The sequence below is a fragment of the Corallococcus sp. AS-1-12 genome (assembly GCF_020036995.1).
GTDB lineage: Bacteria > Myxococcota > Myxococcia > Myxococcales > Myxococcaceae > Corallococcus.
On sequence record NZ_JAIQDD010000038.1, the window covers coordinates 1 to 25,618 of the forward strand.

Annotated in this window: 13 protein-coding genes; 3 read left to right on the top strand and 10 right to left on the bottom strand. The window is 72.5% G+C overall.

All coding sequences use genetic code 11. From position 1 onward, the window contains the following. Window positions 1-155: 155 nt before the first annotated feature. Window positions 156-1,013, bottom strand: a complete 858-nt coding sequence (locus tag K8556_RS35500; RefSeq protein WP_223744555.1) for a hypothetical protein — start codon at window positions 1,011-1,013, stop codon at window positions 156-158. Window positions 1,014-1,179: 166 nt separating this feature from the next. Between K8556_RS35500 and K8556_RS35505 the strand changes: the two genes are divergently transcribed. Both K8556_RS35505 and lnt read left to right on the top strand, forming a co-directional pair. After that, on the top strand, window positions 1,180-1,722 hold the full coding sequence (locus K8556_RS35505) for a hypothetical protein (RefSeq protein ID WP_223744556.1): 543 nt from the start codon (window positions 1,180-1,182) through the stop codon (window positions 1,720-1,722). Beyond that, a complete protein-coding gene (gene lnt / locus K8556_RS35510) occupies window positions 1,719-3,311 on the top strand; it encodes an apolipoprotein N-acyltransferase (protein WP_370640018.1) in 1,593 nt (530 codons plus the stop codon). The genes K8556_RS35505 and lnt overlap by 4 nt, the downstream gene beginning before the upstream one ends. A gap of 8 nt (window positions 3,312-3,319) precedes the next feature. Here the strand turns inward: lnt and K8556_RS35515 are convergent, their stop codons facing one another. The 4 genes from K8556_RS35515 to K8556_RS35530 all read right to left on the bottom strand — a co-directional run bounded on the left by K8556_RS35515 (window position 3,320) and on the right by K8556_RS35530 (window position 7,718). Continuing rightward, a complete protein-coding gene (locus K8556_RS35515) occupies window positions 3,320-4,204 on the bottom strand; it encodes a class I SAM-dependent methyltransferase (protein WP_223744557.1) in 885 nt (294 codons plus the stop codon). Between the two features lie 14 nt (window positions 4,205-4,218). After that, window positions 4,219-5,472 (bottom strand): multidrug effflux MFS transporter, encoded by a 1,254-nt coding sequence (locus tag K8556_RS35520; protein WP_223744558.1) that lies wholly within the window; start codon window positions 5,470-5,472, stop codon window positions 4,219-4,221. Further along, window positions 5,469-6,095: a TetR/AcrR family transcriptional regulator gene (locus K8556_RS35525; protein WP_223744559.1), complete on the bottom strand. Its 627-nt coding sequence runs from the start codon at window positions 6,093-6,095 to the stop codon at window positions 5,469-5,471. The genes K8556_RS35520 and K8556_RS35525 overlap by 4 nt, the downstream gene beginning before the upstream one ends. 99 nt (window positions 6,096-6,194) lie before the next feature. Continuing rightward, on the bottom strand, window positions 6,195-7,718 hold the full coding sequence (locus K8556_RS35530; protein ID WP_223744560.1) for a GMC oxidoreductase: 1,524 nt from the start codon (window positions 7,716-7,718) through the stop codon (window positions 6,195-6,197). Between the two features lie 172 nt (window positions 7,719-7,890). On the opposite strand from K8556_RS35530, the gene K8556_RS35535 reads away from it, so the two are divergent. Then, window positions 7,891-8,871: an alpha/beta hydrolase gene (locus K8556_RS35535; RefSeq protein WP_223744561.1), complete on the top strand. Its 981-nt coding sequence runs from the start codon at window positions 7,891-7,893 to the stop codon at window positions 8,869-8,871. On the opposite strand, the gene K8556_RS35540 is transcribed toward K8556_RS35535, so the two are convergent. The 5 genes from K8556_RS35540 to K8556_RS35560 all read right to left on the bottom strand — a co-directional run bounded on the left by K8556_RS35540 (window position 8,868) and on the right by K8556_RS35560 (window position 25,261). Beyond that, the gene (locus K8556_RS35540; RefSeq protein WP_223744562.1) at window positions 8,868-10,313 is read right to left on the bottom strand and encodes a reverse transcriptase family protein; all 1,446 of its coding nucleotides are present in this window, start codon (window positions 10,311-10,313) and stop codon (window positions 8,868-8,870) included. The genes K8556_RS35535 and K8556_RS35540 overlap by 4 nt on opposite strands. Before the next feature lie 399 nt (window positions 10,314-10,712). Next, window positions 10,713-12,572 (bottom strand): SWIM zinc finger family protein, encoded by a 1,860-nt coding sequence (locus K8556_RS35545; RefSeq protein WP_223744563.1) that lies wholly within the window; start codon window positions 12,570-12,572, stop codon window positions 10,713-10,715. Beyond that, window positions 12,569-19,102 (bottom strand): HEAT repeat domain-containing protein, encoded by a 6,534-nt coding sequence (locus K8556_RS35550; protein WP_223744564.1) that lies wholly within the window; start codon window positions 19,100-19,102, stop codon window positions 12,569-12,571. Before K8556_RS35550 ends, K8556_RS35545 begins: the two co-directional genes overlap by 4 nt. 12 nt (window positions 19,103-19,114) lie before the next feature. Then, entirely contained in the window at window positions 19,115-21,844 is a 2,730-nt protein-coding gene (locus K8556_RS35555) for a hypothetical protein (RefSeq protein ID WP_223744565.1), read from the bottom strand. A gap of 51 nt (window positions 21,845-21,895) precedes the next feature. Then, window positions 21,896-25,261, bottom strand: a complete 3,366-nt coding sequence (locus K8556_RS35560) for a carboxypeptidase regulatory-like domain-containing protein (RefSeq protein ID WP_223744566.1) — start codon at window positions 25,259-25,261, stop codon at window positions 21,896-21,898. Window positions 25,262-25,618: the final 357 nt, after the last annotated feature.

The window sequence follows — 25,618 nt, forward strand, 5'->3', positions numbered from 1 at the left end:
TGGTACTCCGCGGGAAACCGCGTGGGAGAGTAGGTCGCTGCCGGATTCTTTTTGAAAGCCCCTGGTGCCGCAAGGCGTCGGGGGCTTTGTCTTTGCGGGCTTTGCCTCCGCTGGCTTGCGCGGGGTTCGCGCTCGCGGATGGCTGTCTTTGTGGATCAGCCCAGCAGGCGCACCGCGAGAAAGACTGGCAGGGCCACGTAATAGAGCGCCCGGCAGGTCCACTCCGCGCCGATGCGGACGTTGCGTGTCCACCGTGGGCCCAGCCACGCGGCGCCGAAGCAGAACGCTTCAGCGAAGGCCCTCCAGAAACAGCCAAACAACAGCAGGGCCAGGAACACCGGCAGCCAGGTGCGCGCGAAGGACGTGAGGTACGCCGTCCAACCGTACATCTGGAGCTCTCCGAACGGACCTCCGAAGGAGATGTACTGGTGCGCCCGGAAGAAGATGCCGGCGAGCACTCCCGGCACCAGGCCGTACTTCAGGGCCTGGTCGTACCAGCGCCTGCGCCACTTCTCGCTCCGCGCCTGTGCGTATCTCACTCGCGGGTCGTTTCGTGCGTCTCCCCGTGTCCCCATTGCCTCGAGGAGGGGCATGGGGGCCTGGACCTCCAGCCCGTAGTCGAAGGCTCGCCCCGTGCGCAGCCGCAGGGTCAGGCCCGGGCCTGGGATGGGCAGCCGCCACGGGCGGAGGGCTTCCAGGGCTTCGAAGGGGAGCTCGAAGTGCGCTCCCCCTTGCTGGGTGAGCATCAGTCCTTCCGGCCGAACCGTGACGGTGGCCCTCGTTCCCATCCGCAACAGGCGCAGCGCGATGTGCGGCAGGACTCCTCCCACGACGAGCCCCGCCGCGAGCGGCACGGGTTGCAGCGTCTGGGTGCCCGCGAGCACGTCCTTGAACAGCAGCGTGGTGCCGGCGCACAGCGTGCCCAGCACCGTGGTGTGCAGGATCGCCCCCAGGGCACGCAGACGGGGCGTGAAGGCGTGGACGGGGAAGGGGCCGGAGGCGTCGACGGTCATGGGAGGGGCCTGGCCGCGCGCGCATTGCCTCGATACGAGCGGCTTCCGTAGCATACGCACCCTGGAGGCCCCTCAAAACATGCGTTCCCCGCAGCCTGGCCCTGAGCGTCGCACGGATTCCGATGGCGTGACGCGGGTGACGCCCTCGCGCGATTCCCCAGGAGGTGTGGGCTCCTGGCTCATCGGGAGTGCCGTCGCCATCACGGGCCTGTGCGTGGGGCTCTGCCTCTGGTGGCTCTCCCGCCCCGTGCCTGTCGAGGACCTGCCTCCCATCGTGGTGGCGGAGCGCCCTGCTCCGGTGGCTCCCTCCCTGGAGCCTTCGCGCCCTTCCGTGCGCCCCGCTGTCGCGCGTGTCGCCGCGCCCGTGCCCGTGGAGGAGCCTGCTCCCATGCCCGTCGATGACCCTCCGCCGCCCGAGGGCAAGAGCGGGACGGCCCTGTACCAGCGCGGCACCAAGCCGTTGAAGCGGGGGCTTGTGGTGCCCGACGACTTCGAGCTGCCTCCTGGCTACATGCGGCACTACCAGACGACGGACCAGGGGCAGCCGCTCGCGGCCATCCTGATGTTCCATCCGGACTTCACGCCCAAGGACGCCAACGGGCAGCCCATCCCGATCCCCGAGAACCGCGTGGTGCCCGAGGAGCTGGCGCCCCCGGGCATGCCCCACAAGCTGCTGGACATCCCTGTCGAGGACGAGGACTCGCAGTGACGTCCGTGAAGAGGTGGGCCGGGGCGCTCCTGGGCGTCGCGGCGACCACCATGCTGTTCGCGGCGCTCGGAGCGCTGCGACCGGGTTGGGTGTGGCTGGCCATGGTGGCCATGGCGCCCTGGCTCGCGGCCCTGGACGGGGCTCGCTCCGCTCGGGGGGCCTTGGGGCTGGGCGTGTTGCTGTCGGTGACGTTCACCGCGGCGGTGTTCGGCTGGTTCCCGGGCGCTGTCGCGGCGTACTCGCGCGCGCCCGTGTGGCTGTGCTGGGGCGTGTTCCTGCTCATCGTGCCTGTGTTGGAGCTCCAGTTCATCACCGCCGCCTGCGTGCGGTGGTACGCGCGCCGGCGGGTGGCGGAGGTGCCGCGCCTGGCGTGGGTGCCTCCCGTGCTCACCTCGCTCGTGTACGTGGGCACCGAGTGGTTCACGCCCAAGCTGTTCGCGGAGACGCTGGGCCACTCGATGTATGCCTCGGAGACGCTGCGTCAGGGCGCGGACCTGGCTGGCGCTCCGGGGCTCACGTTGGGCCTGCTGCTCATCAACGAGTGTGTCGTCCGGGTCGCGCGGGGGCTCGCATCCCGGCAGGGCTTGCGGCTCAGGCCGGTGGTCGTGGCGGTGGTGCTGGCGGTCGTGGGCTGGGGCTATGGCTGGGTGCGGCTGGGGCAGGTGCGCTCGGCGGTGCACTCGGCTCCTTCGCTGGTGGTGGGCGCGGTGCAGGCGAACATCACCAACATCGAGAAGCTGGCCGCGGAACAGGGGACCTACGAGGTCGTTCGCAACATCCTCGATACGCATTACGCGATGTCGGATGCGCTGTTGGGCTCGGCTCCGCTGGACCTGCTGGTGTGGCCGGAGACGGTGTATCCGACGACGTTCGGCACCCCGAAGAGCGAGGACGGCGGCGCGCTGGATGAGGAGATCCGCTCCTGGGTGTCGGAGCGCGGGGTCCCGCTGGTGTTCGGCACGTACGACCTGGAGGGCGAGCGCGAGTTCAACGCCGCCATGTTCCTGGGGCCCTCCGCGACGGGCGAGCTGGCTCAGTCCTCGTACCGGAAGACGATGCTGTTCCCGCTCACCGAGTGGGTTCCGGATGCGGTGGACACTCCTGCCCTGCGCGCGATGCTTCCGTGGACCGGTCGATGGAAGCGTGGCCCGGGGCCCCGGTTGGTGGACTTCCGCATCAACGGCGGCCGCGTGCTCAAGGTCGCTCCGCTCATCTGCTACGAGGCCATCTTCCCCAATTACGTCGCGGCCGAGGTCCGACAGGGCGCGGACCTGATTCTCACGCTGTCGAATGACTCGTGGTTCTCAGGGACTCCCGCGCCCCGGCTGCACCTGATGCATGCGGCGTTTCGGAGCATCGAGACGCGTACGGCCCAGGTGCGGGTGACCAACTCAGGCATCTCCGCGTTCATCGACCCCGCGGGGACGTGGACCTCCGAGCTGGAGGACAACCAGCGTGCCGGCACCGTGATGCGTGTGCCTTCGGCGGACCGGTTGAGTTCGCTCGCGGGGGCCTGTGGGGACTGGCTGGGGCCCGTGGCGCTCGTGCTGGCCGTGGTGCTGGGGGTGTGGATTCGCCGCCCTGTGTGACGCCTCGCTCAGGCAGCTTCGGCGTGCGGGGCGGGGAGCTGTGCGTCCGCCTTGGGCTTCCGGGCGATGACCTGGATCTCCCTGCGCAGGTGCGTCAGGCGGCAGACCTGGACCCAGGCCCAGAGGAAGGCGAAGCGGGCGTACTCGTAGGGGGCTCGCAGGCCCTTGGCCAGTCTCCGGCGCAGGATGTCCTTGCCTGCCTTCACCGGCTGCATCCCGGCCCTGGCGCAGGCGTCCGCGAGGTTGTGCTCGTAGAAGTAGACGTGGTGCTGCCAGCCTCGCCGGTCCGGGCGGAACGAGCGGCCCTTCCGGGGCATCACGATGATCTTGTAGTAGGCCGCGTCCGGCACGATGACGAAGGCCACGCCTCCGGGCCTCAGCACGCGCTGGATTTCCCGCAGCCCGTCCATGGGCTGATCCACGTGCTCCAGCGTGTGCTTCAACGTGATGATGTCGAAGGACGCGTCCGGGAACGGCATCTGTGTCAGCGAGCCGTATTCGGCCGTGTAGCCCCGCTCGCGGCAGAGGTTCACCGAGAACTGGGAGTAGTCCAGCCCCGTGGCCTTCAGGCCCGCTCGCTGCGCGGCCTCCAGCACGTAGCCCGCGGAGCACCCCACATCCAACAGGTCCTTCGCGTGCGGCGCGTACTCCAGGCACACGAGCACCTGGCGCAGGCACTTTCGCACCCGGTGGTCCCAGCGGCTCAGGTACTTCGCCCGGTTGTGCTTGAAGTACTTCTCCTCGTAGCCCTCGCCCAGGCCTGGCTTCTGCTCGCGCTTGTAGATGAGCCCACAGCCCGTGCAGCGGCCGTAGCTCAGCTCTTGGAACGCAACGACCGGTCGGGACCCGGTCTCATTGCAGACAGGACACGCGGAATAGAAGGGTGCGAGCATTTCGCGCCGCACCATCAGGCTTCACGTTCTGGAGTGTCAATCCCACCCTCGGCGCCCGTGGTTCCGTGCGCGGGGGCTCGCTTCGCCAGGCCCAGTGCTCCCAGGGCGAGCAGGGCGGCGATGGCGACTCCCAGGGCCATGGGCCTCGCGGTGCCGTCGTGGGTCGCGCTCACCGTCGCGGAGGCTCCGGCGGCCAGCATGAACTGAAGCGCTCCCAGCACCGCCGACGCGATGCCTGCCTGCTTCGCGTGCTGCTCCATCGCCAGGGCCGTGGCGTTCGGGGTGATGGCTCCCAGGGTGGAGACGAACACGAACAACGACAGCGCGATGCCCCACAGCCCGCCAAGGCCCGTCGAGGCCACCGTCACGAGCGCCAGTCCCGCCAGCGCGGCGATGCGCACCGCCTGCTTCAACACCCGCTCCGGAGAGGAGCGCGCCATCAGCCAGTGATTGAGCTGCGACACCGCCACCAGCCCCGCCGCGTTCGCTCCGAAGAACCAGCCGAAGTGCTCCGGCTTCACGCCGTGCAGCGTGATGAACACGAAGGGCGACCCGCCGATGTACGCGAACATCCCAGCCTGCGCGAGCGCCGCCGCCAGCGCATGGCCCAGGAAGTCCGGCGCCTTCGCGAGGCCCCACATGGCCTGGAAGGGTCTGGCGGGTGCGGCGCCGCTCCTCGGAGGGGCTGTCTCCGGGAGGATGACGAACACCGCTCCCAGCGCGATGAGCCCGAGGACCGCGTGGCTTCCGAAGATGGCTCGCCAGCCCGCGGCTCGCAGCACCCAGCCGCCCAGCAGCGGGGCCAGGATGGGCGCCAGGCCCATCACCAACACCAGGCGCGACATCATCCTCGCCGCCGCGGCTCCCGAGTGAAGGTCCCTCACGACGGCCCTCGTGGTCACCATGCCCACCGAGCCTCCCAGCGCCTGCACGAACCGGCACGCCGCCAACACGTCCGCCGATGGCGCGGTCGCGCAGCCAATGCTGCCCAGCACGTAGAGCAGAAGACCCGCGTAGAGCGGCTTCGTGCGGCCGAAGCGGTCGCTCACCGGGCCCGCGAAGAGCTGCCCCACCGCGAGCCCCGCGAAGAACGCCGCCAGCGTGCGCTCCACCTCTCCCGCGGTCGCGTGCAGCGACTCGCCGATGGCGGGGAACGCCGGCAGGTACATGTCGATGGACAGCGGCCCGAAGCCGATGAGCACCCCCAGGATGAGGATCAGCCAGGGCCCCTCCGTGGAGCGGAAGCGCTTGGGCGTGGCGGTCGTCATCTGGCGGTCCTCTTCGACGGCTTCTTGCGGGCGCGTGCCGGCGCCGCCCTGGGTGTCATCAGCGCGCGGATGAGCTGGCGCAGGACGGCTTCATCCTGGCCCGGGGCGTAGGTGGCGCCGCCCACGTGGGCGTTGAAGCAGCGGGCCTCCAGCGCGCCACAGAGCGCTTCGGCCGCGGCCCTCGGCTCGGCCAGGTCCACCCTTCCGGCCCGCTTCGCCCGGGCGAGCCACTTCGTCAGTCCCTCCCGCAGCGCGACAGGGGGCGGCGTGTCCAGGTGCATGGCCCTCGCGCCGCCCAGCGCCGAGTAGTGCAGCACGAACAACCAGGGCACCAACTGGCGCAGGAAGTCCCGGTGATGCAGGAGCGCTTCCAGGAGCTGGTCCTCGATGGGCGCGGTGTCTTTCGGTCCTGGGGCCAGCAGCGCCAGCGCGGTGGGCGGCACGGGGCGGAGGGCTCGTGACATCAGCGCCTCCTTGGTGCCCACCCGATGCAGCAGCGCTGGCTGCGAGATGCCCAGCCGCTTCGCGATGTCCTGTAGCGGCGCGGAGGGGCCCTGCGCCAGGAACACGGAGCGGGCCGCTTCGTCGATCTGCAGGTCGGTGACGCGGGGGGGACGGGACATGGCGCGAAGGGTTAGTTACTGACTGGTAGGTAATAAATCCGCGCCAGCCGTGCAAGGAGCCCGTTTTCACGGGCCCCTCGCGGTGTCTTCAGCGGGGAATCAGATGCGGCCGGCCTTGAGCTCGCCCACCAGGTGGGCGCAGGCTCGGACGGTGAGCGCCATCATCGTCAGGGTGGGGTTCTGCGGGCCCTGCGAGGGGAAGCAGGAGCCGTCCGTGACGTAGAGGTTGGGCACGTCCCAGCTCTGGTTGAACGGGTTGAGCACGGACGTCTTCGGGTCCTTGCCCATGCGCGCGGTGCCCACCTCGTGGATGGCCATGCCCGGCTCGGAGAGCTGCTTGTTGACCTTCTCCACCGTGCAGCCCGACTCCTCCAGCATCTCCAGGCAGGAGGTGACCGCGTCCTCCGTCATCTTCAGGTCGTTGTCCGAGTGCCGGCACTCGATGTGCGCCGCCGGAATGCCCCAGCGGTCCTTCACCGTGGTGCTCAACGTGACGCGGTTCTCCTCGCGCGGGACCATCTCCCCGAAGGGCACCATGTGCATCTGGTCATCGAAGGTGAAGACCTGCACGCCGTAGCCCCGGGCGAAGTCCGGGTGGCGCTCGGTGACGTTGCGGAACTGGGGGATGTACGCCCAGCCGTGCTCCTTCTGCTGGAGGTGCGCGGGCAGGTTCATCCGCGCCTCGATGCCGCGCAGGTACATGTGGTCCATCAGGTGCTTGCCCACGAGCCCCGAGCTGTTCGCCAGACCGTCCGGGAACGCCCGGTTGCGCGAGTGCAACAGCAACCGCGTGGATTCAATGGTGCCCGCGGCCACCACCACCACCTTCGCGCGCACCTCCTCGGAGGTGCCGGAGTTGGCGTCGATGAAGGACACCCCCGTCACCCGGCCCGTGTTCGGGTCGTGCAGGATGTGGCTGGCGATGGCGTGCGAGCGCAGCGTCAGGCGCCCCGTCTTCAGCGCCGCCGGCAGCGTCACCGGCGCGTTCGCGGTCCGCCGGGCGACGACGTGACGGCCGGGCCAGCGGGCCTTCACCTTCTCGCGCAGGCGGACCTCGCCGGGGGACAGCGGCGCGGGGCCGGTGAAGACGGAGTCCGGCAGCGTGTCCACGCCGTCCGGGTTGCCTCGCAGGCCCATCCACCGCTCCACGATTTCGTAGGACGGCGCCAGGTCCGCGTGCGACAGCGGCCAGTCCGGGCTCAACCCATCCAGGCTGCCCGCGTGGAAGTTGAAGTCAGACAGCCGGTAGAACTGGCGGCCGTGAGCCTTCACGCTGGTCCGTCCGCCCACCTGCCTCGCGCGGATCCACGCGAACGGCGCGTCCGACGGCGTGGTGTAGGGATTGTCCACGTCATCCACGAAGGCGTGCGGATGGAACGGCCACGCGAAGCTCGTGGACTGGATGGACTGGCGCGACGTGCGGGCCTTGTCCGACTCGATGCGGTAGCCCAGCTTCTGCTTCACGCGGTGCATCAGGTGGAGCGCCCGGTCCGCGTTCGCTCCGCGCCCCGCCTCCAACACCAGCACCTGGAGCCCGGCCTCCGTCAGTTGCTTGGCCGCCCAGCCACCGCAGGCTCCCGAACCCACCACCACCGCGTCATAGACCGTCTTCGACGTCGTCATGCCTGCTCACCCGGACGGTCAGTCTGCCGCCGCTGCGAAAGTTCGCCTAAATTGTAAAACAGGACCCCATTGCTGCCTATAGGGTCTAGAGGTCTGGCAGGAGCCAACACAAGCCCGGGACGGCGACTTCCGCCCTGGAGTGCGGGGCGCTTGCTGTCGGAGAGGTGCGGACATGGCTGGGTTGTTGAAGCGGATTCGGTGGGGGCGGGTGCTGGCGGTGTTGGTGTTGCCCTGCCTGCTGGGCGCGCTGGCGTTGGCGGGCCGTGCGGCGTGGCGCTCCGAGCAGTACTTCCACTATCCGAAGCCGGCGGCGGTGCTGCCCGAGGACTTCGGCTCCGCGCGCGAGGTGACGCTGCGCACGGACGACGGGGTGGAGTTGCGCGGCTGGTACGTGCCTTCGCGGAACAAGGCGGCGTGGGTGCTGGCGCATGGCCTGTCGCAGACCCGGATGGATTCGCTGCCGGAGGCTCGCGTGCTGCGCGACGCGGGGTATGGCGTGCTGCTGTTCGACCTGCGCGCGCATGGGCAGAGCGGCGGCGAGACGTCCACCTGGGGCGACAAGGAGCGCCAGGATGTGCGCGCGGCGCTGGCGTACGTGCGGGCCCAGCCGGATGTGGACCCTGCTCGCGTGGGGGCGCTGGGGTTCTCCATTGGCTCCGCGGCGGTGGCGGAGGTGGCGGCGAAGGACCCGCAGGTCGCGGCGGTCGTGCTGCTGTCTCCGTTCAACACGCTGTGGCTGGCGGCGGCGTATGACTTCCGCCGCTTCGGCGCCGTCACCCAGACGGGGGCGCTGGTGCCGTTCTGGCGGCGGGGGATTGCCCTGGACGAGGTGCGAACGATTGATGCCGTGGAGCGCATCAAACCCCGGCCCCTGTTCATCGTCGCGGGGACGGAGGAGTCCGGGCAGCCGCTGCTGGATGAGCTGTTCGCGCACGTCGCGCCGTATGCCCAGACGTGGCGCATCGCTGGCGCTTCGCACGGCAACTTCGCCGCCGCCGCGCCCACGGAGTATCCGCGCCGGCTGCGGGAGTTCGCGGACTCGGCGCTGAAGCCGGTGGCTCCCTCGGTGGAGACGCCCGTGGCTCCGGCCGTGGAGGAGAAGGCTCCGGCGAAGAAGCCTTCCCGGCGGACGAAGAAGGCGGCGGCCCGCTAGGCCTGGGCGGGCTGGGCGGCTTCGAGCTTCGCGAGCTGCTCCAGGTACATGCGGCCCTTCTCCGGGTCCGTCATGTGGATGAACGCCGCCATGCCCTTGAGCTGCTCGAGCGACTCGCCCTCGCGGCCCGGCTTGCCCTTCAGGCGGTTGTGGATGGCCGCACGCAGGCGGCGCACCACGTCGCGGGGGACCCGGGCGGCGGGCGTGCCGTCCTTCGCCTCGTTCACCACGAGCCCCGTGACGCGCTGACGGCTGCCCTTGCGCGCGACCCGCGTCTTGTCCGGGTGCACCGTGAAGCCTTCCGCCTCCACGATGTCCTTCACTCGCGCGAGCAGCACCGCCACCGGCGCTCCCTGCGCGCGGCGGGCCTTGGGCGCCTTCGCCTTCGTCCAGGAGAAGGTCAGGTCGTCCGCGTAGCGCGTGTACGTGAAGCCCAGCTTGCGCGACAGCGCGGAGAGCCGCTTGTCCAGGCGCAGGCAGAGTGCGTTGGTGATGCCCGGTGAGGTGGGCGCGCCCTGCGGGAGGGCTCGCGGCCCCTTCGCCACGTGCAGCGTCTTGCCCCGGAAGGACATGCGCTCACGCGGCGCCTCCGTGGACATCAGCGCCAGCAGCGTGGACGTGTTCTCCGGCAGGCCGCCCTTGCGCAACAGGCCCTTCACCCGGCGCCAGTTCACGGAGGGGAAGAAGTCCTTCATGTCCACCTTCACCAGCACGTCCGCGCCCCGGTGCGCCAGCGCGTTGGTGAGGATGGAGCGCCCCGCCACGAAGCCGTGCGCCGCGCCGTGCACCGGCAGCCGCTCCACGACGTTGGACAGCACCCAGCGCTGCGCTTCCTTCAGCTCCGGCTTGGGCGAGGTGATGGTTCGCTCGCCGCCCGTGCGCTTGGGGATGCTCCACGTCACGTAGTTGGAGCCCGTGTCCACGTCGCGGTGGAACGCGAAGCCGCGCAGCTTGGACACGCTCAGGCCCAGCGCCGTGGCCAGCTCCTCCGCGGTGTTCAGCGGGGGCAGGCCGTTCTGGCGCGCGCGCTCCTCGCGGTGCTCCAGGTCGAACTTGTCCGGCAGGCCGGCTTCGCTCCAGAAGATGCCCACGCCCAGGTGGTTCACGTGCGTGGCCTTCCACGCCTCGTGGGCCTGGCGCTCCAGCGCGCGGCGCTCCACCGCTTCGGCCTTCTTCTTCTCCTTCCAGGCCGTCTTCTCCTTGTCCTTCAGCGAGGAGAAGTCGACTTCATCCGCGAGCGCGCCCTTCGCCACGAGCTGGGCGCGCACCCATTCGTCCGCGCCGCCGGCCTCGGTGATGGCCTTCCAGCGCGTGAGGAGGGCGTCGTGCGCGGCCTTCGCGGCCTCGCGCTTCGCGGCGGTGTTGGGGGTGGCGGCGGGCGTGACTTCAGGAGCGGCCTGCGGCGGGGCGGCGGGGACGAACGACTCCAGCTTGGCGGTCATCGAGTTACCTTCGACGGGCGCGGCGGCTCAGGGAGGGGCGACGGAGACGAATTCGAGCGGTCGAGGGAGGCCAGGAAGGCACCACCAGCTCACCTGGGGCACGGTAGCCTCACCGGCTCTCCCCTCCCGAGCACTACCGTCGGGGTGGGAAAACGGCGGCTGCGTCGTTGGTTCCGCTTCCCGCCCCGACGGTAGTGCTCGGGAGGGAGAGAGCCAAGAACAGGCTACCTTGCGGAGAGTGTCCAGCATTTCAACCAGAACGGCGCAACGCCGTTCCTACGCTCGAGGCGTTGAGGCTGATGCGGTCCAGACCTCTCTCGACCACTCGCTATTCGGTTTTCGTCCGGCGCCACCATCCTTCCGGCCGCCCCGTCGGCGGCCGGGCCGTTGAGTGAGTGTTTACACCAGAGTCGAGGCCGCGTCGATGTAGCCGTCCGCGGTCAATTTCTCCAAACGGCTGAAGTACGCCGTCCGGGCTTCCGTGTCCGTGTCGAACCAGAGTCGCTGGTGGCGCGAGTCTCCCAGGCGCGGTCCCCACGTGAGGGCCACCACCTTGCCGTCCAGTGAGACGCGATACACCTGCTCCAGCCCCGTGGCCGGGTCGCGGCGCACGTACGCGCGCGTCTCCGCGCGGATGAGCTTGCGGCCCTCCGGCGTCTGACGGAGCGCCTCTTCCTCGGCGCGGCGGCGGGCGTACGCCAGGCGCAGCGCGAGCATGTGTTCGCAGGGGCCCTCGCGCAGACCGGAGCGGCGGAAGTGCGGGCAGCCGCAGCTCGCGTCCTTCACGCGGCCCTCCAGGTCCATGGTGAAGCTGGGGAAGAAGCTGCGCACCGCCTCGCGGTCCACGACCTCTCCCTGGATGCGCGTGCCCTCGCCGACCAGGTCGTGCACCTGCGTGAGCTTCACTTCGCCCGAGCCCGGGCCGCCGTCGCCCAGCAGGCGGTGGGCGCGGGCCTCACGCTCGTTGCCGTAGCGCAGCGCGGCCTCGTCCACCGGCGTGGGCATCAGCTCGCGCGGGCGGTAGGTGCCGCGGGACACGTCGAAGAGGACGCGGCCTCGCAGGCACTCCAACTGGAGCGCGGCGCGCACCTGATCCTTCGGGGCTCCCGCGTCCCTGGACAGCACGTCGAAGGGGAGGGGGCCGTCCTTGCGCAGGCGGTTGCGCAGTTGCTCCGCCAGGCCTTCCGGCACGTCGCGCGGCATCAGCGCGTCAAAGGCGGCGGCGCTGGACCAGCCGCTCTCCGTCCAGCCGGTGAGCCCCAGCGTCAGCGTGGCCGCGCCCAGGTCGATGACCCAGAACACCGGCAGGCCCGGACCCAGGAGCTGCACGTGCACGCTCTTCGCGTGGGGCAACAGGCGCGCGAGCGCGGCGAGGCGCTGACGGCCGAAGGTGCGCACCACCGCGGGCGCGCTGCCCGTGTACACGCCGCCGTGGCACTCCAGCACCTGCTCCCAGGGCTCCAGCACCAGGCGGGGCGGGGCGCCGGGGACCAGTTCGAATCGCAGCGCGCGGGGCGCCTTCTTCGAGCGGCGGGTGCGCAGCGCGAAGAGCAGGTTGTAGAGGTCGATGGGCGCGATGGCGCAGGTGGTGGCCGGCAGCGTCGCGGCGGACTGCACCTGGAGGAAGCCTCGCAGCCACGCGTGGGGCACCTCCACCGTGCGCGGGGCCCGGGGCTCCGTGGCGGGGGCGGGCTTCGCGGTGGGGGCGACGTGGGCCTCCAGCACCACCGGGGCGTAGGCGCGCAGGCGGTCCAGCCGGGCGGGCAGGTCCTGCGGCACGTCCAGGAAGGTGGAGCCGTGCGCGGCCTGGCGCTGGTCGAAGAGGCTGTTGTCGAAGGCGAGGCGCGCGTAGGCGCTCTCGTCGCGGGAGAAGACCTCCAGCGAGACCTGGTCCGGATCCACCGTGAGGACGGGGTCCAGGACGGCGTCCTTCTTCTCTTCACCTTCCAGCGCGTTGTCGAGGAAGGCCTTCTGCGCTTCCCAGATTTGAGCGCTGGCGCGCTTGCCCTGCTTCATCAGGTACGCGAGGTACGCGGTGCGGTCGCGGCCCCGGTAGCGCAGGTCGCTGGAGAGCACCGCGAAGGCGGCGGCCAGCGCGTCGCGGAAGAGGGTGGGGTCCTTCACCTGGCCACTGACGCCCACGGTGCCTCGCGAGCCCTCCAGGGCAAGCTGCACGCGCGAGGCGTCCGGCGTGACGACCACGTCGCTCTGCGCGGCGTAGCTCAGCGCGACGGGATGACGTGCGGTTGCGGTGCTCACGACGGTTGACCTTCCTTCCGGGCGCGCTCAGCGGCCCGGCGTGCACGTTTGTGGGCGCGGTAGGCCGCCTTGCGCAGCTCCACCGACTGCGACTTGTCGAACGCGGCCGTCTTCAGCAGCGCCGCGGCTTCGTCTCCGCCCAGGCGTCCCAGCGCGGCCCAGGCGTCCTGCTTCACCTCCGCCTTCGGGTCGGCGGCCACGGACTTGAGCGGCTCCAGGTCCTTCTTCGCCAGCAGCGCGGGGACCGCGAGCCGGCGGCCTTCGCTGGCCGTGAGCGCGGACGTGGCCACCTTCGCGCCCGTGGGGCCCAGGGCCACCGGGTCGAAGGGCTTCACCTCCAGCGCCCAGGCCGCGGATTGCTCCGGCACCAGCGCGGCCAGCACCGACGCGGCGGCGGAGCGCACGGCGGCGTCCGGGTCACCCAGGGCGGTGCGCAGGGCCTGCGCTTCGCTCGACGCCTTCAGGCGGCCCAGCACTCGCGCCGCTTCCTGGCGCACGGCGGCGGGGGCCTGGGATTCACCCTTGCGGAGGATCTCGGCGGACGTCGCCACCAGCTCCTTCGCGCCCAGGCGGGAACCCGCCCAGAGCAGGCGCTCCCAGGCGGCGGCCAGCGGCTCCTTCTTCGGCGGCTGCGCGGTGGCCCAGGCGGTGGCGGTGCGCCGTTCGGCGGCCACCAGCGCGCGGGCCAGTCCGGCCGTGTCCACGGCGCCGGCTTCACGCGCGTCACCCGTCCAGGTGCCCACGAGCCGCGCGGCCTCTTCGCGGGCCTCCGGCTTGTCGTGGCCGAACAGGGCGATGACCTCCGGCACGGGCAGCGCGCCACGGCGGGCGAGGCCGCGACGCAGGCGGAGCCGCAGCTCCACGTTGTCCAGCGTGGCCAGGCGGGGCACGAGCAGGGCGGGGTCGCCTTCGCTCGCGAGGTACGTGGCGGCGGGCTCGGAGATGTCCTCGTGCTCGCTCTGCACCGCGAGGAACTCCACCCGCGTGCGCTCCTTGGGGAAGAGCACGTCCAGCGCCTTGCGCGCGGCGGCGCGAAGGTCGTCGTCCTCCTCGTTCAGCGCGGCGGCCAGGGCGGCCTCGGCGGCCGGGTCTCCGAGCTTCCCGAGCTGCTCCGCGACCGTGGCGCGCACGTCGTCGTCCGTCTCACCGTCGGCGAGCAGCGCCTCCAGCTTCACCCGGGCGCGCTCCCCACCGATGGCGCGCAGGCCGCGCACGCCGGCTTCCTGGCGCTGGAAGGCGGCGCCGTCCGTGGCCGCGGCCTCCACCTTCTCCTCGATGCGGCGGCGGTCTTCACCGTCCGGCATCCGGTTCGCCAGCCGGCCGAGCGCCTCGATGGCGGCGAACACCATGTCCTCTTCTGCCGGAGCGTCCGGCGTGCCTCCGCCGGCCACCGTCTCCAGCTCGGAGAGGGCGCGCACGTCGCCCAGGGTGCCCAGGGCGAGCAGGGCCCGGCCGCGCTCGTGCGGCTCACCGGCGCGCGCGTACAGCAGCAGGGGGCGCAGGGCGCTGGCGCGGCGCTGGTGCGTGACGCCTTCCGCCGCGGGCAGCATCAGCTCGCGGGCCCCGGCGCGGAGGATCTCCTCCAGCGGCTCCACCGCCGCGCCCTCTTCCACCACGCGCTTCGAGTAGTGCTCCACGGCCGCCGCGCGCACGGTGACGTCGCGGTCGTTGAAGAGCTGGACGAGCAGCGCGTCCTGGCCCTCGCTCTTGCCGTGCTCCAGCTCGCGGGCGGCGGCCTTGCGGACCTCCGGGTCCTGGCTCTTCACCGCCACGCGCAGGAAGCGCACCGCGAGCGCCGCGTCGCGCTTCTTCAGCTCGCGCTCGTGCTCCTGGAGCTTCTCCTGCTCCGGCGGCCAGGTGAGCTGCATCGCCGCCGTCACGCAGGCGAGGCGCACGGAGGGGGCTTCGTCCTCCACGCTCTGGCGCGCGAGCACGTCCAGTGCGTCCGCGCGGTGGGTGCGGCCCAGCGCGGCCACCAGCCGGGTGCGCTCCGGAATCTCCGTGGCCACCGTCAGGCGCGCGGCCAGCGCGGCCACGGCGGCGGAGGTGCCCAGTCGCGCCAGGGCCTCCTGGGCGCGGCGGGCCACGGCCGACGTCTCCGAGCGCAGGAAGGTGCCCAGCACCTCCACCGCCCGGTCGTCACCCCGGAACGCGAGCAGCTCCGCGGCGCGCAGCCGCAGGTCCTCGTGCTCGCTGCCCATCGCGCGGCCCAGGGCCTCCGTGACGCGCGGGTCGTTGGCGCCCGCGAGCCGCTCAATCACGCCCACGCGCAGGTCCGCGTGCTCGCTGCCCAGCGCGGCCAGCAGCGGATCCAGGCTGCCCGGCGGGCTCAGCTTCTCCAGGAGTTCGAAGGCGGACTTGCGCACCTCCGGCAGCGGCGAGTTGAGCGCCGCGGCCAATCGCGGGCGGGCCTTGTCCCCGCGCTCCGCCAGCTCCTCCAGCGCCGCGCGCGCCACGTCCGGCGACAGCGAGGCCAGGGCCAGCGCCAGCGGCTCGTCGCTGCCGGCGGGGTACAGCTCCTTGAGGCCCGCGAGCGCGGCCCGGCGCACGAGCTGGTGCGGATCCTCCAGCGCGCGCAGCAGGGCGGCCACCGCGGCGGACGTGCCCGCGTAGCCTTCCTGCGTGAGCTTCACCACGCGGTCCACGGCGTCGCGGCGGACGCGGTGGCCCTCCTCGTCGCCCGCGGTCACCTGCCGCAGCAGGCCCACGTAGGCGCCGAACGCGAGGCGGCGCAGGTGCTGACGCTCCGCCTGCGTCGCGTCCTTCGGCGTCCCGGTGCCCGCGCCTTCCGCCGGCTTCACCGCGGAGAAGAGGCGGCGCAGCCAGCTCTTGCCCGTGGCGGAGGCCGTGCCCTGCTTCTCCGGTGTGGAGGGCTGGATGACGTGCGCGGCGCCCTCGGCGGTCTCCGGCTTCCAGGGGGCCTGGAGGGAGCTGGGCCGCGCGACCTTCTGCGCCTCGCGGAAGTAGTCCTGCGGCTTGTTGCGCAGCAGCAGCACCTGCGCCGCCGCGTAGCGCTGCTCCGGCTGGCCGCTGGAGAGCGCCTCCGCGAGCCCAATCACGCGCTTCGCCCGCTCCTCCTCCGCGGGCCAGTCCTTCATGTCGCCGGCCTTCTCCGGACGCGGCGGCAGCAGCACCTCCACCAGGTGCGCGCGGTACGCCTCCGGCTCCGTGCGCAGCTCCAGCGCGCGGGCCGCGGCGTAGCGCACCTCCGGACGGCCGCTGGACAGCGCGCTCGTCAGCAGGTCCGGCGGTCCGCCCTCGCGGCTGGCGCGCAGGTCCCGCGCGAGCACGATGGCGAACACCATCTCCTGCACCTCGCGCGCGGAGTCCTCCAGGCCGTGCAGCAGGCCGCCGTCGCCCTCGTGGCCCAGGGCCGCGAACGCGAGGATGGCGCCCAGCCGGATGGGCAGGTGCTCATGGCGCAGGTTCCCGGTGAGCACCGGCAGCGCGCGCACGTCACCCAGGCGGGCCAGGCCGTCCGCCGCCCACGAGCGTGCCGCCACCAGCGAGTGGCCCAGCGCGTCCAGCAGCGCGCCCTCGTCACCCCGGCGGCTGGCCGTGGCGAGACCGCGCGCGCCCTGCTCCTGGAGGTCCGTCACCTCGTGGGGCAGGAGCGTGGTGGCGTAGAAGCCCAGCAGGCGCCGCGAGCCCAGCGTGGCCAGCGCTCGCGACGCGCGGACGCGCAGGGGGACGAGGAAGCCCGGCGGGTACATCCGCTCCAGGTCCTTGTCCGTGATGAGCCCGCGCATGGGCTCGATGATGTCCTCCGCGCCGCGCGGGGCGAGCAGCTCCGCGGCCCGCACGCGCACCGGCAGCGCCGACGCCGCGATGCCCGCGAGCAGCGGCCCGTTCTCGTTCGGGATGAGCTTGTCGAGCGCCTCCAGCGCGGCGAACGCCACGTCCAGGTGCTCGTCCTGCACGCGCTTGAGGAGCGCGGAGCGCATGGCTTCCGCCGGGGCGTGCACGGAGGCCTTGGCGGCCTTCTCGCGCAGGGCCGGGTGCGGGGTGTTGAGCGCGGCCAGGTGCGGCTCCGCCTTCTCCTTGCCGGCCAGCTTCACCCACGCCTCGTAGGCGGCGGTGGCCACGCCCGCGTCGCGGTCCTCCACGGACTTCTTCAGCCGCTCCAGCGCCCAGTCGTCGGTGCCCTTCTGCGCGAGCACCTCCACCGCGCGGGTGCGCAGGTCCGGGAAGCGGCCCGCCAGCGCGCGGTCCAGCGCCTTCACCGGCTCCTGGTCGTTCCAGGCCCAGAGCGTGCGGAAGGCCTCGCCGCGCACCTTGGCGGACTCGTCCTCCAGCGCGTCGCCCAGCAGGCTTTCGGCACCCTCCGCCTTGGCGCCCAGCTTCACCAGCCGGTCCAGGCCGCGCACGCGCACGTCCTCGTGGCCGGAGCGCAGGGCGGCCTCCGCGGCGGACAGCGGCGCGTCCGAGTCCAGCGCCACCACGGCCGACAGCGCCGCCGCGCGCACATCCCCGTCCGCGTCGTCCAGCATCCACACCAGCCGCTCGCGGGCGCGCGGGTCCTGCAGCGCCTGGAGCGCGGTGGCCGTCTCGCGGCGGATGGCGGCGTCGTCCTCGCGGGACAACTGGAGCAGCGCGCCCAGGGCGCGGCCGTCACCCAGTTGCGCCAGCACGCGCGCGCCTCGCACGGCCGTGTCCGGCATGCGGCAGGCCATGGCGGCGAGCAGCGGCTCCAGGTCGGTCTCCGTCAGCGCCGTGCCGGCGGCCGTCTTGCCGAAGAGCTGCTCACGCGAGGCGGCCAGCTCCGCGTCGGTGGTGAACTTCGCCTCCGTGTCCCCGGCCGCGCGCTTCGCCTGGAGCGTCAGCATGCGGGTCACTTCCCGCACCGTGCGCGCGAACTCCTCGTCCTTGGCCTCCAGCGTGGCGGCCAGCGCGCGGCGCTCCAGCACCCGCACCGCGAAGGCCACGCGGCGCACGTCCCGGTCCGCGTCGTCCAGCGCCCGCGCCACCAGCGGCTGCAGGCGCGGGTCCGCCAGCAGGCCCGCCACGGACGCGCGCAGCAGCACCTCCACCTTGAGGGCCGCGGGGCCGCGCTCGAAGGCCAGCTTCAGCGGCTCCGTGCTGCCCTTGGGCGACACCGTGGTGAGCGCGTCCAGCGCGGCGGTGCCCACCTCCGCGTTCGTGTCCGGCAGCTTGCTGGCGATGAGCCCCGGCACCAGCGGCGACGCGCTGCCCTGCTTCGCCAGCAGGCGCAGGCCCTGCACGCGCGTGTCCACGAAGCGCGAGTCCAGCGCGGCGCGCGGGGCCGCCAGGGGCGACTCCGTCTCCAGCTTCACCAGCGCGTCCAGCGCCGCGGCGCGCACCGTCTTGTCGTCGTCGTTGAGGCGGTCGCGCAGCTTCGGGCGCGCGGCGGTGCGGCCGTGGTTGCCCAGCTCCGTGGCCGCCAGCCGGCGCGCCGCGACGTCCTTGTCCGAGGACAGCACGCCCAGGACGAAGTCCAGCGCCTCCGGCTCCAGGAGGGCCACCGCCTCCTTCACCGCGGCCTCGCGGCGGGGGAGGGCGGCCTTCAGCGCCTCGTTGAACGCGTCGAAGCCGTGGCCGAACGCCGTCGTCTCGTCCGTGGGCTTGCCGTCCGTGCCCAGCGTGATGCGGGTGACGCGGCGGTCCTCGCCGCCCACGAAGAGGAAGCCCAGGAGCTGCTTCGCCTGGCGGGGGTTCGCCGGGGGCGCGAAGGCCACCGCGTTCAGCGCCCTGGTGCCCAGGTCGAAGGTGCGCGGCTTGCGGCGCTCGTCCAGGCGCCAGACCTTCAGCTTGCCGTCGCTGCCCACGGACGCGATGCGCTCCGCCGGGTCCTGGCCCGCTTCCGCCTGCGGCGTGGGCGGGAACACCAGCCCCAGCACGGAGCCCGCGTGGCCGCTGTCCTTGTCGCCGCGGACCTCGAACTCCACCGCGCCGACCAGGTAGCCGATGCGCAGCTTGCCGTCGTCCCCCGCGGAGACGAGCCGCCCGTCGCGCGGCGTGAAGGCCAGCGCCCGCACCGCGCCCTCGTGGCCCGGCATGTCCCGGCGCGCGCCCGTCGCCACCGTGAACGAGCGCACCACGCTGTCGTCACCCGCGCAGGCCACGTACGTGTGCGTGGGGTCCACCGCCACCGCGCGCAGCGGCTGCGAGGACGCGCTCCACTCCTTGAGCTTCTTCGTGCTCTCCCAGTCCCACGCGCGCACGAAGCCGTCCGCGCCGGCCGTGTAGAGCACCTTGCCGTCCGGGCTGGCCGCCACCGCGGTGCAGCCGCCGGGGTGCGCGTTGTGGAGCTGGAACTTCACGGTGCCGTCGGTGAGCGACCCGAAGCGCACGGTGCCGTCCGCGCCCGCCGCGGCGAACTGCTCGCCGGACAGTGCCACGCCCAGCACGTGCGCGGGCAGGGGGCTGGTCCACAGGACCTTGTTGTTCGCGGCGTCATACGCGGTCAGGCGGCTGTCCGCGGCGGCGCGGGTGCCGCCCACGAGGAGCAGGCGCGCATTGGCGGCGAGCGCACGGACCTTCTCGATGTTGCCGATGGAGAGGTTGGCCATGGTGTCGTTGTCCTAGATGCCGCCGAGCTGCACGCCCGGGTGTGCCGCACGCAGTTGCACCAGCGAGGCCAGGCAGCTCTGCCACTCGCCCTTCGCCACGGAGCCGGTGAACTCGCCCAGCACGGGCGCCACCACGCGGGCGAAGCTCTCGTCTTCCAGGCCCAGGTCGCGCACCAGCTCCACCACGCGGCGCTTGGCCACGCTCGCGGACAGCCGGCGCTGCACGTCGCCTTCACGCGCTTCCTTCGCGCGCCCGGGCGGCAGGCCGAACATCATGCGCCGCAGGAACGTGCGCAGCGCCTCCACGTCGGAGAAGCGCGTGGTGCCACCCGCCTCGCGCTCGTCCTTGCCTCCGCCCGCCGGCTTCCAGCCCTCCGGCAGGTGCAGCGGCCGGTGCTTCTCCCAGAGCAGCCGCACCGCGAACAGGCCCACCTCGCGGTCCGCGCTCTGCATCAGGCCAGACAGCCGCTCCGCGCCGCCCAGCCGCGCGTAGTGCCGGCGGATGAGCTCCACGGCGACCTCCCGCGTGCTGCGCTTGGTGGACTCCGTGAGGGCGAACACCTTGCCCGCGTCCAGCTCCTCCGGCTGGAGCGTGTGGCGCGCGTCCGCGCCCGGCTCGCCCGCGTTGAGCAGGGCGTCATAGGCCAGGTTGCGGATCTCCTTCGCGTCCGAGTCCGCCAGCTCGTACACGCGCGTCTGGTAGCCCCACGCGCGCAGCTCCGAGCGGGCGAGGGTCAGCGCGAAGCGGCGCACGTCGTCGCGCGCGTCGAACAGGGCCGGCCACAGCCGCTCCGCCGAGTACGCCTTGCGCGGCGCGCGGGGGCGCAGCTCGTAGGACTTGGACTCCGGCTGCTCCGGCCCGATGCCCGGGTGGTGGCAGCGCAGGTACGTCTGCGCGAACGCGCGCACCGGCGGCGGCTGCTTCGCGCCCAGCGCCAGGTCGAACAGGCGCTCCAGGCCCGCGTCCGCGTCGCCCGTGTCGCTGAAGTCCGCGGGCACCACGTTCGCCAGCAGGTAGCGGTGCGCGAAGTCGTGCAGTTGCGGATCCGCCCTGCGCGCCAGCGCCAGCAGCCAGGGCACCGTGAGCTGCCGCGCGGTGAAGAGCTTGCGGTTGCCGAGCAGCTCCAGCGCCGTTCCCCGGAACTTGCCGTTGAAGACGAGCGCCTTGACGCGCTCCACGTCCAGGCCCGGCAGGCTGTCCGCGCGGGTGAGCCACTGCGCCGCCTGACGGCCCAGGCGCGGGTGCGCCACCAGATCCAGCAGCCACTCCGGCCCGATGTCCGCCGGCTTGTAGGTGGACAGGGCCTTCATCGCCACGTCCTCCACGATGCGCTGGCGCGACGAGCGCTGCTTCGCCTCCGTCAGCGTCACCTTCCAGAAGTCCGCCGGCATCTCCCCGGCCGCGTACTTCGTGGAGACGTAGTTCTTCGCCCAGTCGAGCTGCTGCTGCTTGCCCCAGAGCAGCTCGCGCAGGAAGTCGTGGGTGATTTCCGCGCGGTCGAAGGACTGCTCCAGCGACTTCGCCGCGAACGCCGCGGTGGGCTTGGAGTTGAGCAGCCGGCCCAGCAGCGGCAGGCCCAGGTCGCGCGGCTTGTGCTTCTCCAGGGCGGCGGCGGCGAACTTCTGCACGTCGTCCGCGCCCCGCTCCACCAGGTCCGCCAGCCGGTCCGCGGCCAGGTCCTGCGCGTGGCCTCGCGCGTACTCGATGGCGTAGGCGCGGGCCTTGTCGCTGGGGGAGAAGAGGAGCGCGAGCACCGCCTCATGCAGCCCGGCCGCGCGCAGCTTGCCCTGGTGGAAGTCCGGCGAGCCCTGGAGCGTCTCCACCAGGAAGTCGTGCGCGCTGCCCAGCGGACGGCGCGCCAGGCGGTCCAGCCACGCGGGCGTCACCTTGCGCAGCGCCTCCGGGTGGTCCTTGCGCAGGCCCTGGATGGCGAACTTCGCGGCCGGGTCCGACTGGCACGTGTCCAGCAGGCGCATCAGCGCGTCCGGCGAGCGCTTCCACGCGTCCGGGTACATGCGCTGCTTCACCATGTCGTTGGGCGGCTGGATGGCGAAGCGCGAGGCCGTATAGCCCTTGCTGTTGTGCGCCCAGATGTGGTGCGCCACCCAGCACTGCGACCACGTCGTGTCCAGGTCGTAGTGCCGCAGCACCTCCACCGCGAACTGCGGGTAGAGCTCCGGCACGGCCGCGCCCAGGTGGCGCAGGAAGCGCCACGCGCGGCGCTGGAGGTAGGTGAGGGTGCCGCCGCTGACCTCGCGGTGACGGCGTCCGCCGCGCTCGGTGTCGAAGCGCCAGGCCAGCGCGCCGAACATCTCCGCGTCGTGGCGCGTCTCCGACAGCTTGTAGATGCGCTTGAGGCCCGCCCACAGGCCGAACTTCAGCGGCGCTTCCTTCACCAGCGTGATGAGCGCGGCGCGCGCGGGCTCGGTGTTCTTCTCGTAGAGGGACACCAGCAGGTCCGCGAGCAGCAGGCGCGGCGGCAGCGGCACGTCCTTCTGCGCGAGGAAGCGCTGCCACGCCTCGTGGGAACCCTTGCGGCGGCCCGGCTTGTCGTCGCTCGCGCGCGCCTGCTCCAGGAGCTGCTTCAGCGCGTCGAAGGACAGCGCGCCCTGCGGCAGCGGCGTGTCCGACGTGCGGTCCGGCTGGTCGAGGAAGGCCAGCACGGACTCGGCCAGGTCCGGTGCCTCCGCCCTGGCCAGACGTTCGAGGTCTGCTGCGCTCAGCGCGTCACTCGGGGTCATACGTGGGGTTTAACACAGCTCCCCTGCCCCGCGAGGCATGTCGGACCCGTCTCACCACGGCAGCGCGGGGACCTCCACCTCCTGCGTGTCCTGCAGGGTGCCCGGGCCCACCGTCACGTCCTGGCGGTATGACAGCCAGCGTCCCTCACGTTCTTGCAACACGAGAAGCGTGTAGGGCCCGGGAGGGACGAGCACCCAGGTCCCCGCGTTGTGGATGAGGGGTGGGACGGCCTGTTCGCGCAGCCACCGCACCTCCGTGGCGGAGGCGGATTCGGGCGGCGCGGGGACGCGGCCGGGGAGGAGGTAGGAGGTGCCCTGCCTGCCGCGCTCGCCCCAGCGCAGCTTCAGCCGGACCCCCGTCGCCGTCAGCGGCAGGTCCACCCGGTTGACGCGATGTGGCTCGACGCGCACGACGCGAGGCACGGCCCTGCCGGTGTTCCCGCCCGCGAGCTTCACCACGTAGTCGCCCGGGGTCAGGTCGCGGAACAGGGCCACGCCGTCGCCCGGCGGGGCGTGGAGCTGCTCGTCCGGGTTCGCCTTCGAGACGGCCGCCAGGACGTCCCCCGACGGCCGGCCCTGCGCGTCCCGCGCCGTGACCTCCAGGCGGGTGGAGAGGGGCAGGCGCAGCTCGAGCGTGTCCTCGGTGGGGCCCACGACGCGCTCGAGCAACGCGTGTTCCTGCTCCTCCTGCGCGGTGAGCAGGTAGGGGCGGGACTCCACGGCGGGCAGTTGGAAGGTGCCGTCCGGGCCGGTGGTGACGTCCGCGAACGAGCTGGCGTGCTCCGCGTTGGCGACGTCTTCCGGCCGCAGCGACAGGGAGACGGACACGCCGGCCAGCGGGGCGCCGGTGGCGTCGTCCACCACGCGGCCCTGGATGACGTGGCCCGCCTCCACGCGCACCGTGCCCAGGTCCACGTCGCGGCCTTCGGGGACGTCCACGTCGCGCTGGGTGAGGGCGTGGCCCGGCGCCTGGAAGACGAGGTGCTGGGGGCCGGGCTCCTCCACGAAGACGGTGAAGGCGCCCTTCGGGTCGCGCACCGCTTCGTCGTTCACGGTGAAGCGGGTGATGGGCGTGCCGTCCTTCCTCGCCAGCCGGCCGGTGACGCGGCCCTGGAAGGCCAGGGTGATGCGCACGTCCATGTTCCCCGCGCGGGCGATGAGCTTGGGGCCCTCCTGCTCCTTGAGCCACCGGTTGAGCCTCGCGCGGGTCTCTTCGAAGGTCTCGTCGTCCGGGGCCTCGTCGGGGCGCTCCTTCCTGGGCGGCTGGGGCAGCGCGTAGCCCGGCTTCGCCGCCGTCAGCTCGTAGTCCCAGTCGCGCGCCAGCGGCTCCAGCACGAAGCGGCCGTCCGGGCCGGTCTTCGCGGAGAGGGGGGAGTACCCGCGGCCTTCGCTGTTCTCCTCCTCCTTCGCGGTGGCCTCCACGATGACGTCCGCCAGGGGCCGGCCCTCCGCGTCCACGACGATGCCGCCCGCGCGGCCGTCCATGTCCAGGCGCAGCGCCAGCTCCACCGTCTCCGAGCCGCGCAGCACCACGCGGTCGGGCAGGAGGCGCTCGTAGCCGCCCGTGGTGGTGCGCATCCACACGGCATAGGTGCCGGGCGGCAGGCCGTGGATGTCGAAGCGGCCGTCCTCGCCGGAGGTGCCCGCGAAGGTCGTGCGCTCGCTGTCGGGCGAGTCGCCGTCGTCTTCCGGGGGCTCGTCGTGGACGCCTCGCGAGGGCTCCGCCTCCTGCTTCACCAGGGAGACGTCCACCTCGTTGACGGGCGCGCCGCGCGAGTTCGTCACGGTGCCGCGCACGGTGCCGCCCGCGTCCAGGGTGAGCTTCAGGCCGGAGGTGGGGGCGCGGACCTGGAGCTTGCGCGGCAGGTAGCCGTCGGCCTCGACGGTGAGGGTGCCGGAGAGGGGCTGGTCCACCTTGATGGCGAAGCGGCCCTCCGCGTCGGAGGTGGCGTCGAAGGTGACGGGCACGTCGCGGGGCGGGTGCATCAGGATGAACGAGCGCGCGTACATGGGCGGAGGCGCGTCCGCTTTGCGCTTGCGGGCCGGGGGATGCAGCGACAGGGAGGCGTCCGCCACCGGCTGGCCCGCGGCGTCGGTGACGACTCCCTCCACGAGGACGGCGGGGGAGAGGACGAAGTCCAGCGCAGGGCCGCCCTCGGCCACGGTGCGGGTCGCGGTGAGGTCCAGCATCCGGTCCGCCACCACCTGGAAGGTGTAGTCGCGGGCCCGGAGGGGGCCCAGGCGCACGCGGCCGTCCGCGTCGGTGGTGCCGAGCGGCTGGAAGATGGGGGCGCCGAAGTGCTCGGAGAGCTCACTCGGCAGGTCGGCGCTCACCTCCGCGTGGGCCACGGGTTTGCCGGCGGTGTCGCGCACGGTGGCCTCCACGTAGAAGGTGGTGCCCAGGCGCAGCGTCACCCGGGCCTCGCGCGGGTCCTCCGGGAGCGTCACCGGTTCGCGCGCCAGGAGGCCGCCCTGCTCCGCCTCCAGCGTGTACTCGCCGGGGGGCAGGCCCTCCAAGGTGAAGCGCCCCTGGTCGTCGGTGGTGGCGACGCGCCCGCCGTCGAGCTCCGTGACGGTGGCGCCGGCGACGGGGTGCTCTCCGTCCACCACGGTGCCCACGATGCGCCGGGGGGCGAACAGGACGATGTCCTCCTGCATGGGCTCCACGGCCACCTCCCGCATCCACGCGGTGAGGCGCCCCGGCCCGGCGGCGAGGAGGCCATAGGTGTCCCCGGGCAGGGGGCCCAGGGAGAAGCGGCCGTCCGCGCCGGTCTTCGTCTCGAAGTAGCGCGCCGTGCCGGTGTGCAGCACGGTGACCTGGACCTGGGAGAGCGGGGCGCCGTCCTCGTCCACCACGCGGCCGGTGAGGGGCTGGCTGGCTTGAATCGCCAGCGTCACGTCCCGGGTGCCGGTGACGACGTCCTCCTGGAGGCCCGCGCCCCGCGAGCCCAGGGCCCAGAGGGTGACCGTCCCCTGGGGCAGGCCCTCCAGCGTGAAGGTGCCGTCCTGCGCGGAGGTGGTGCGGGACAGGACGAAGGCGCCGCCCCGGTGGGCCTCCACCAGCTCCCGGACCCACTGGAGGGCGGTGACGGATTCGCAGTCCTCCGACACCAGCGAGACGCCGGGCTGGGCCGTGTCACACGCCAGCTCCGTCAGGGTCTCCCCGGGCAGGGGGACGGAGGCGGAGACCTCGATGCCGGCGACGGGCTGTCCCTGGAGGTCGACCACGCGGCCCTGGACCTGGAGGGCGCCCTGGGGCGGCGCGGGCGGCGCGGGGGGGAGCTGCCGGCGGGCGGCGGGGGCGGCCGGCGGGGACGCGGGGACGGGGGGCGTGGGGCGCGGCCACCAGAAGACCCCGGCTCCGAGGAGGAGCAGGAGCACCACGCCTCCCATGACCACCGCCGACGTCTTCCTCATGGCGCCCCTCCAGGGTGGGCGACTGTAGCAGCAGCGCTGACGCGGTCCTCCAGGAGGGCTGGCCGGCTGGCTGCTTCCGTGGGGGGCGGCGAAAAAGAACGGGGCCGAACCAAGGTTTTTCCCGGCCAACGTATTGAAGGCGAGGTGGGGATGCTGGGGGCAGAGCCACCAGGGTCCAAGGGCTCGGGCCGCGGAGCGGACCGGGCGGAGGGGGAACGGGTTTCGGGGGTCGATCTTCCGGGACTCAAGGTTTTCGGCAGTCGACGTTTTGAAGGAAAAGCAGGACGGACGCGGAGCTTTGGGGGCCGCATCCGAGAGGGGGACCCCTCGGGGGAGGGGTTGAGTTACTGGGAGCGC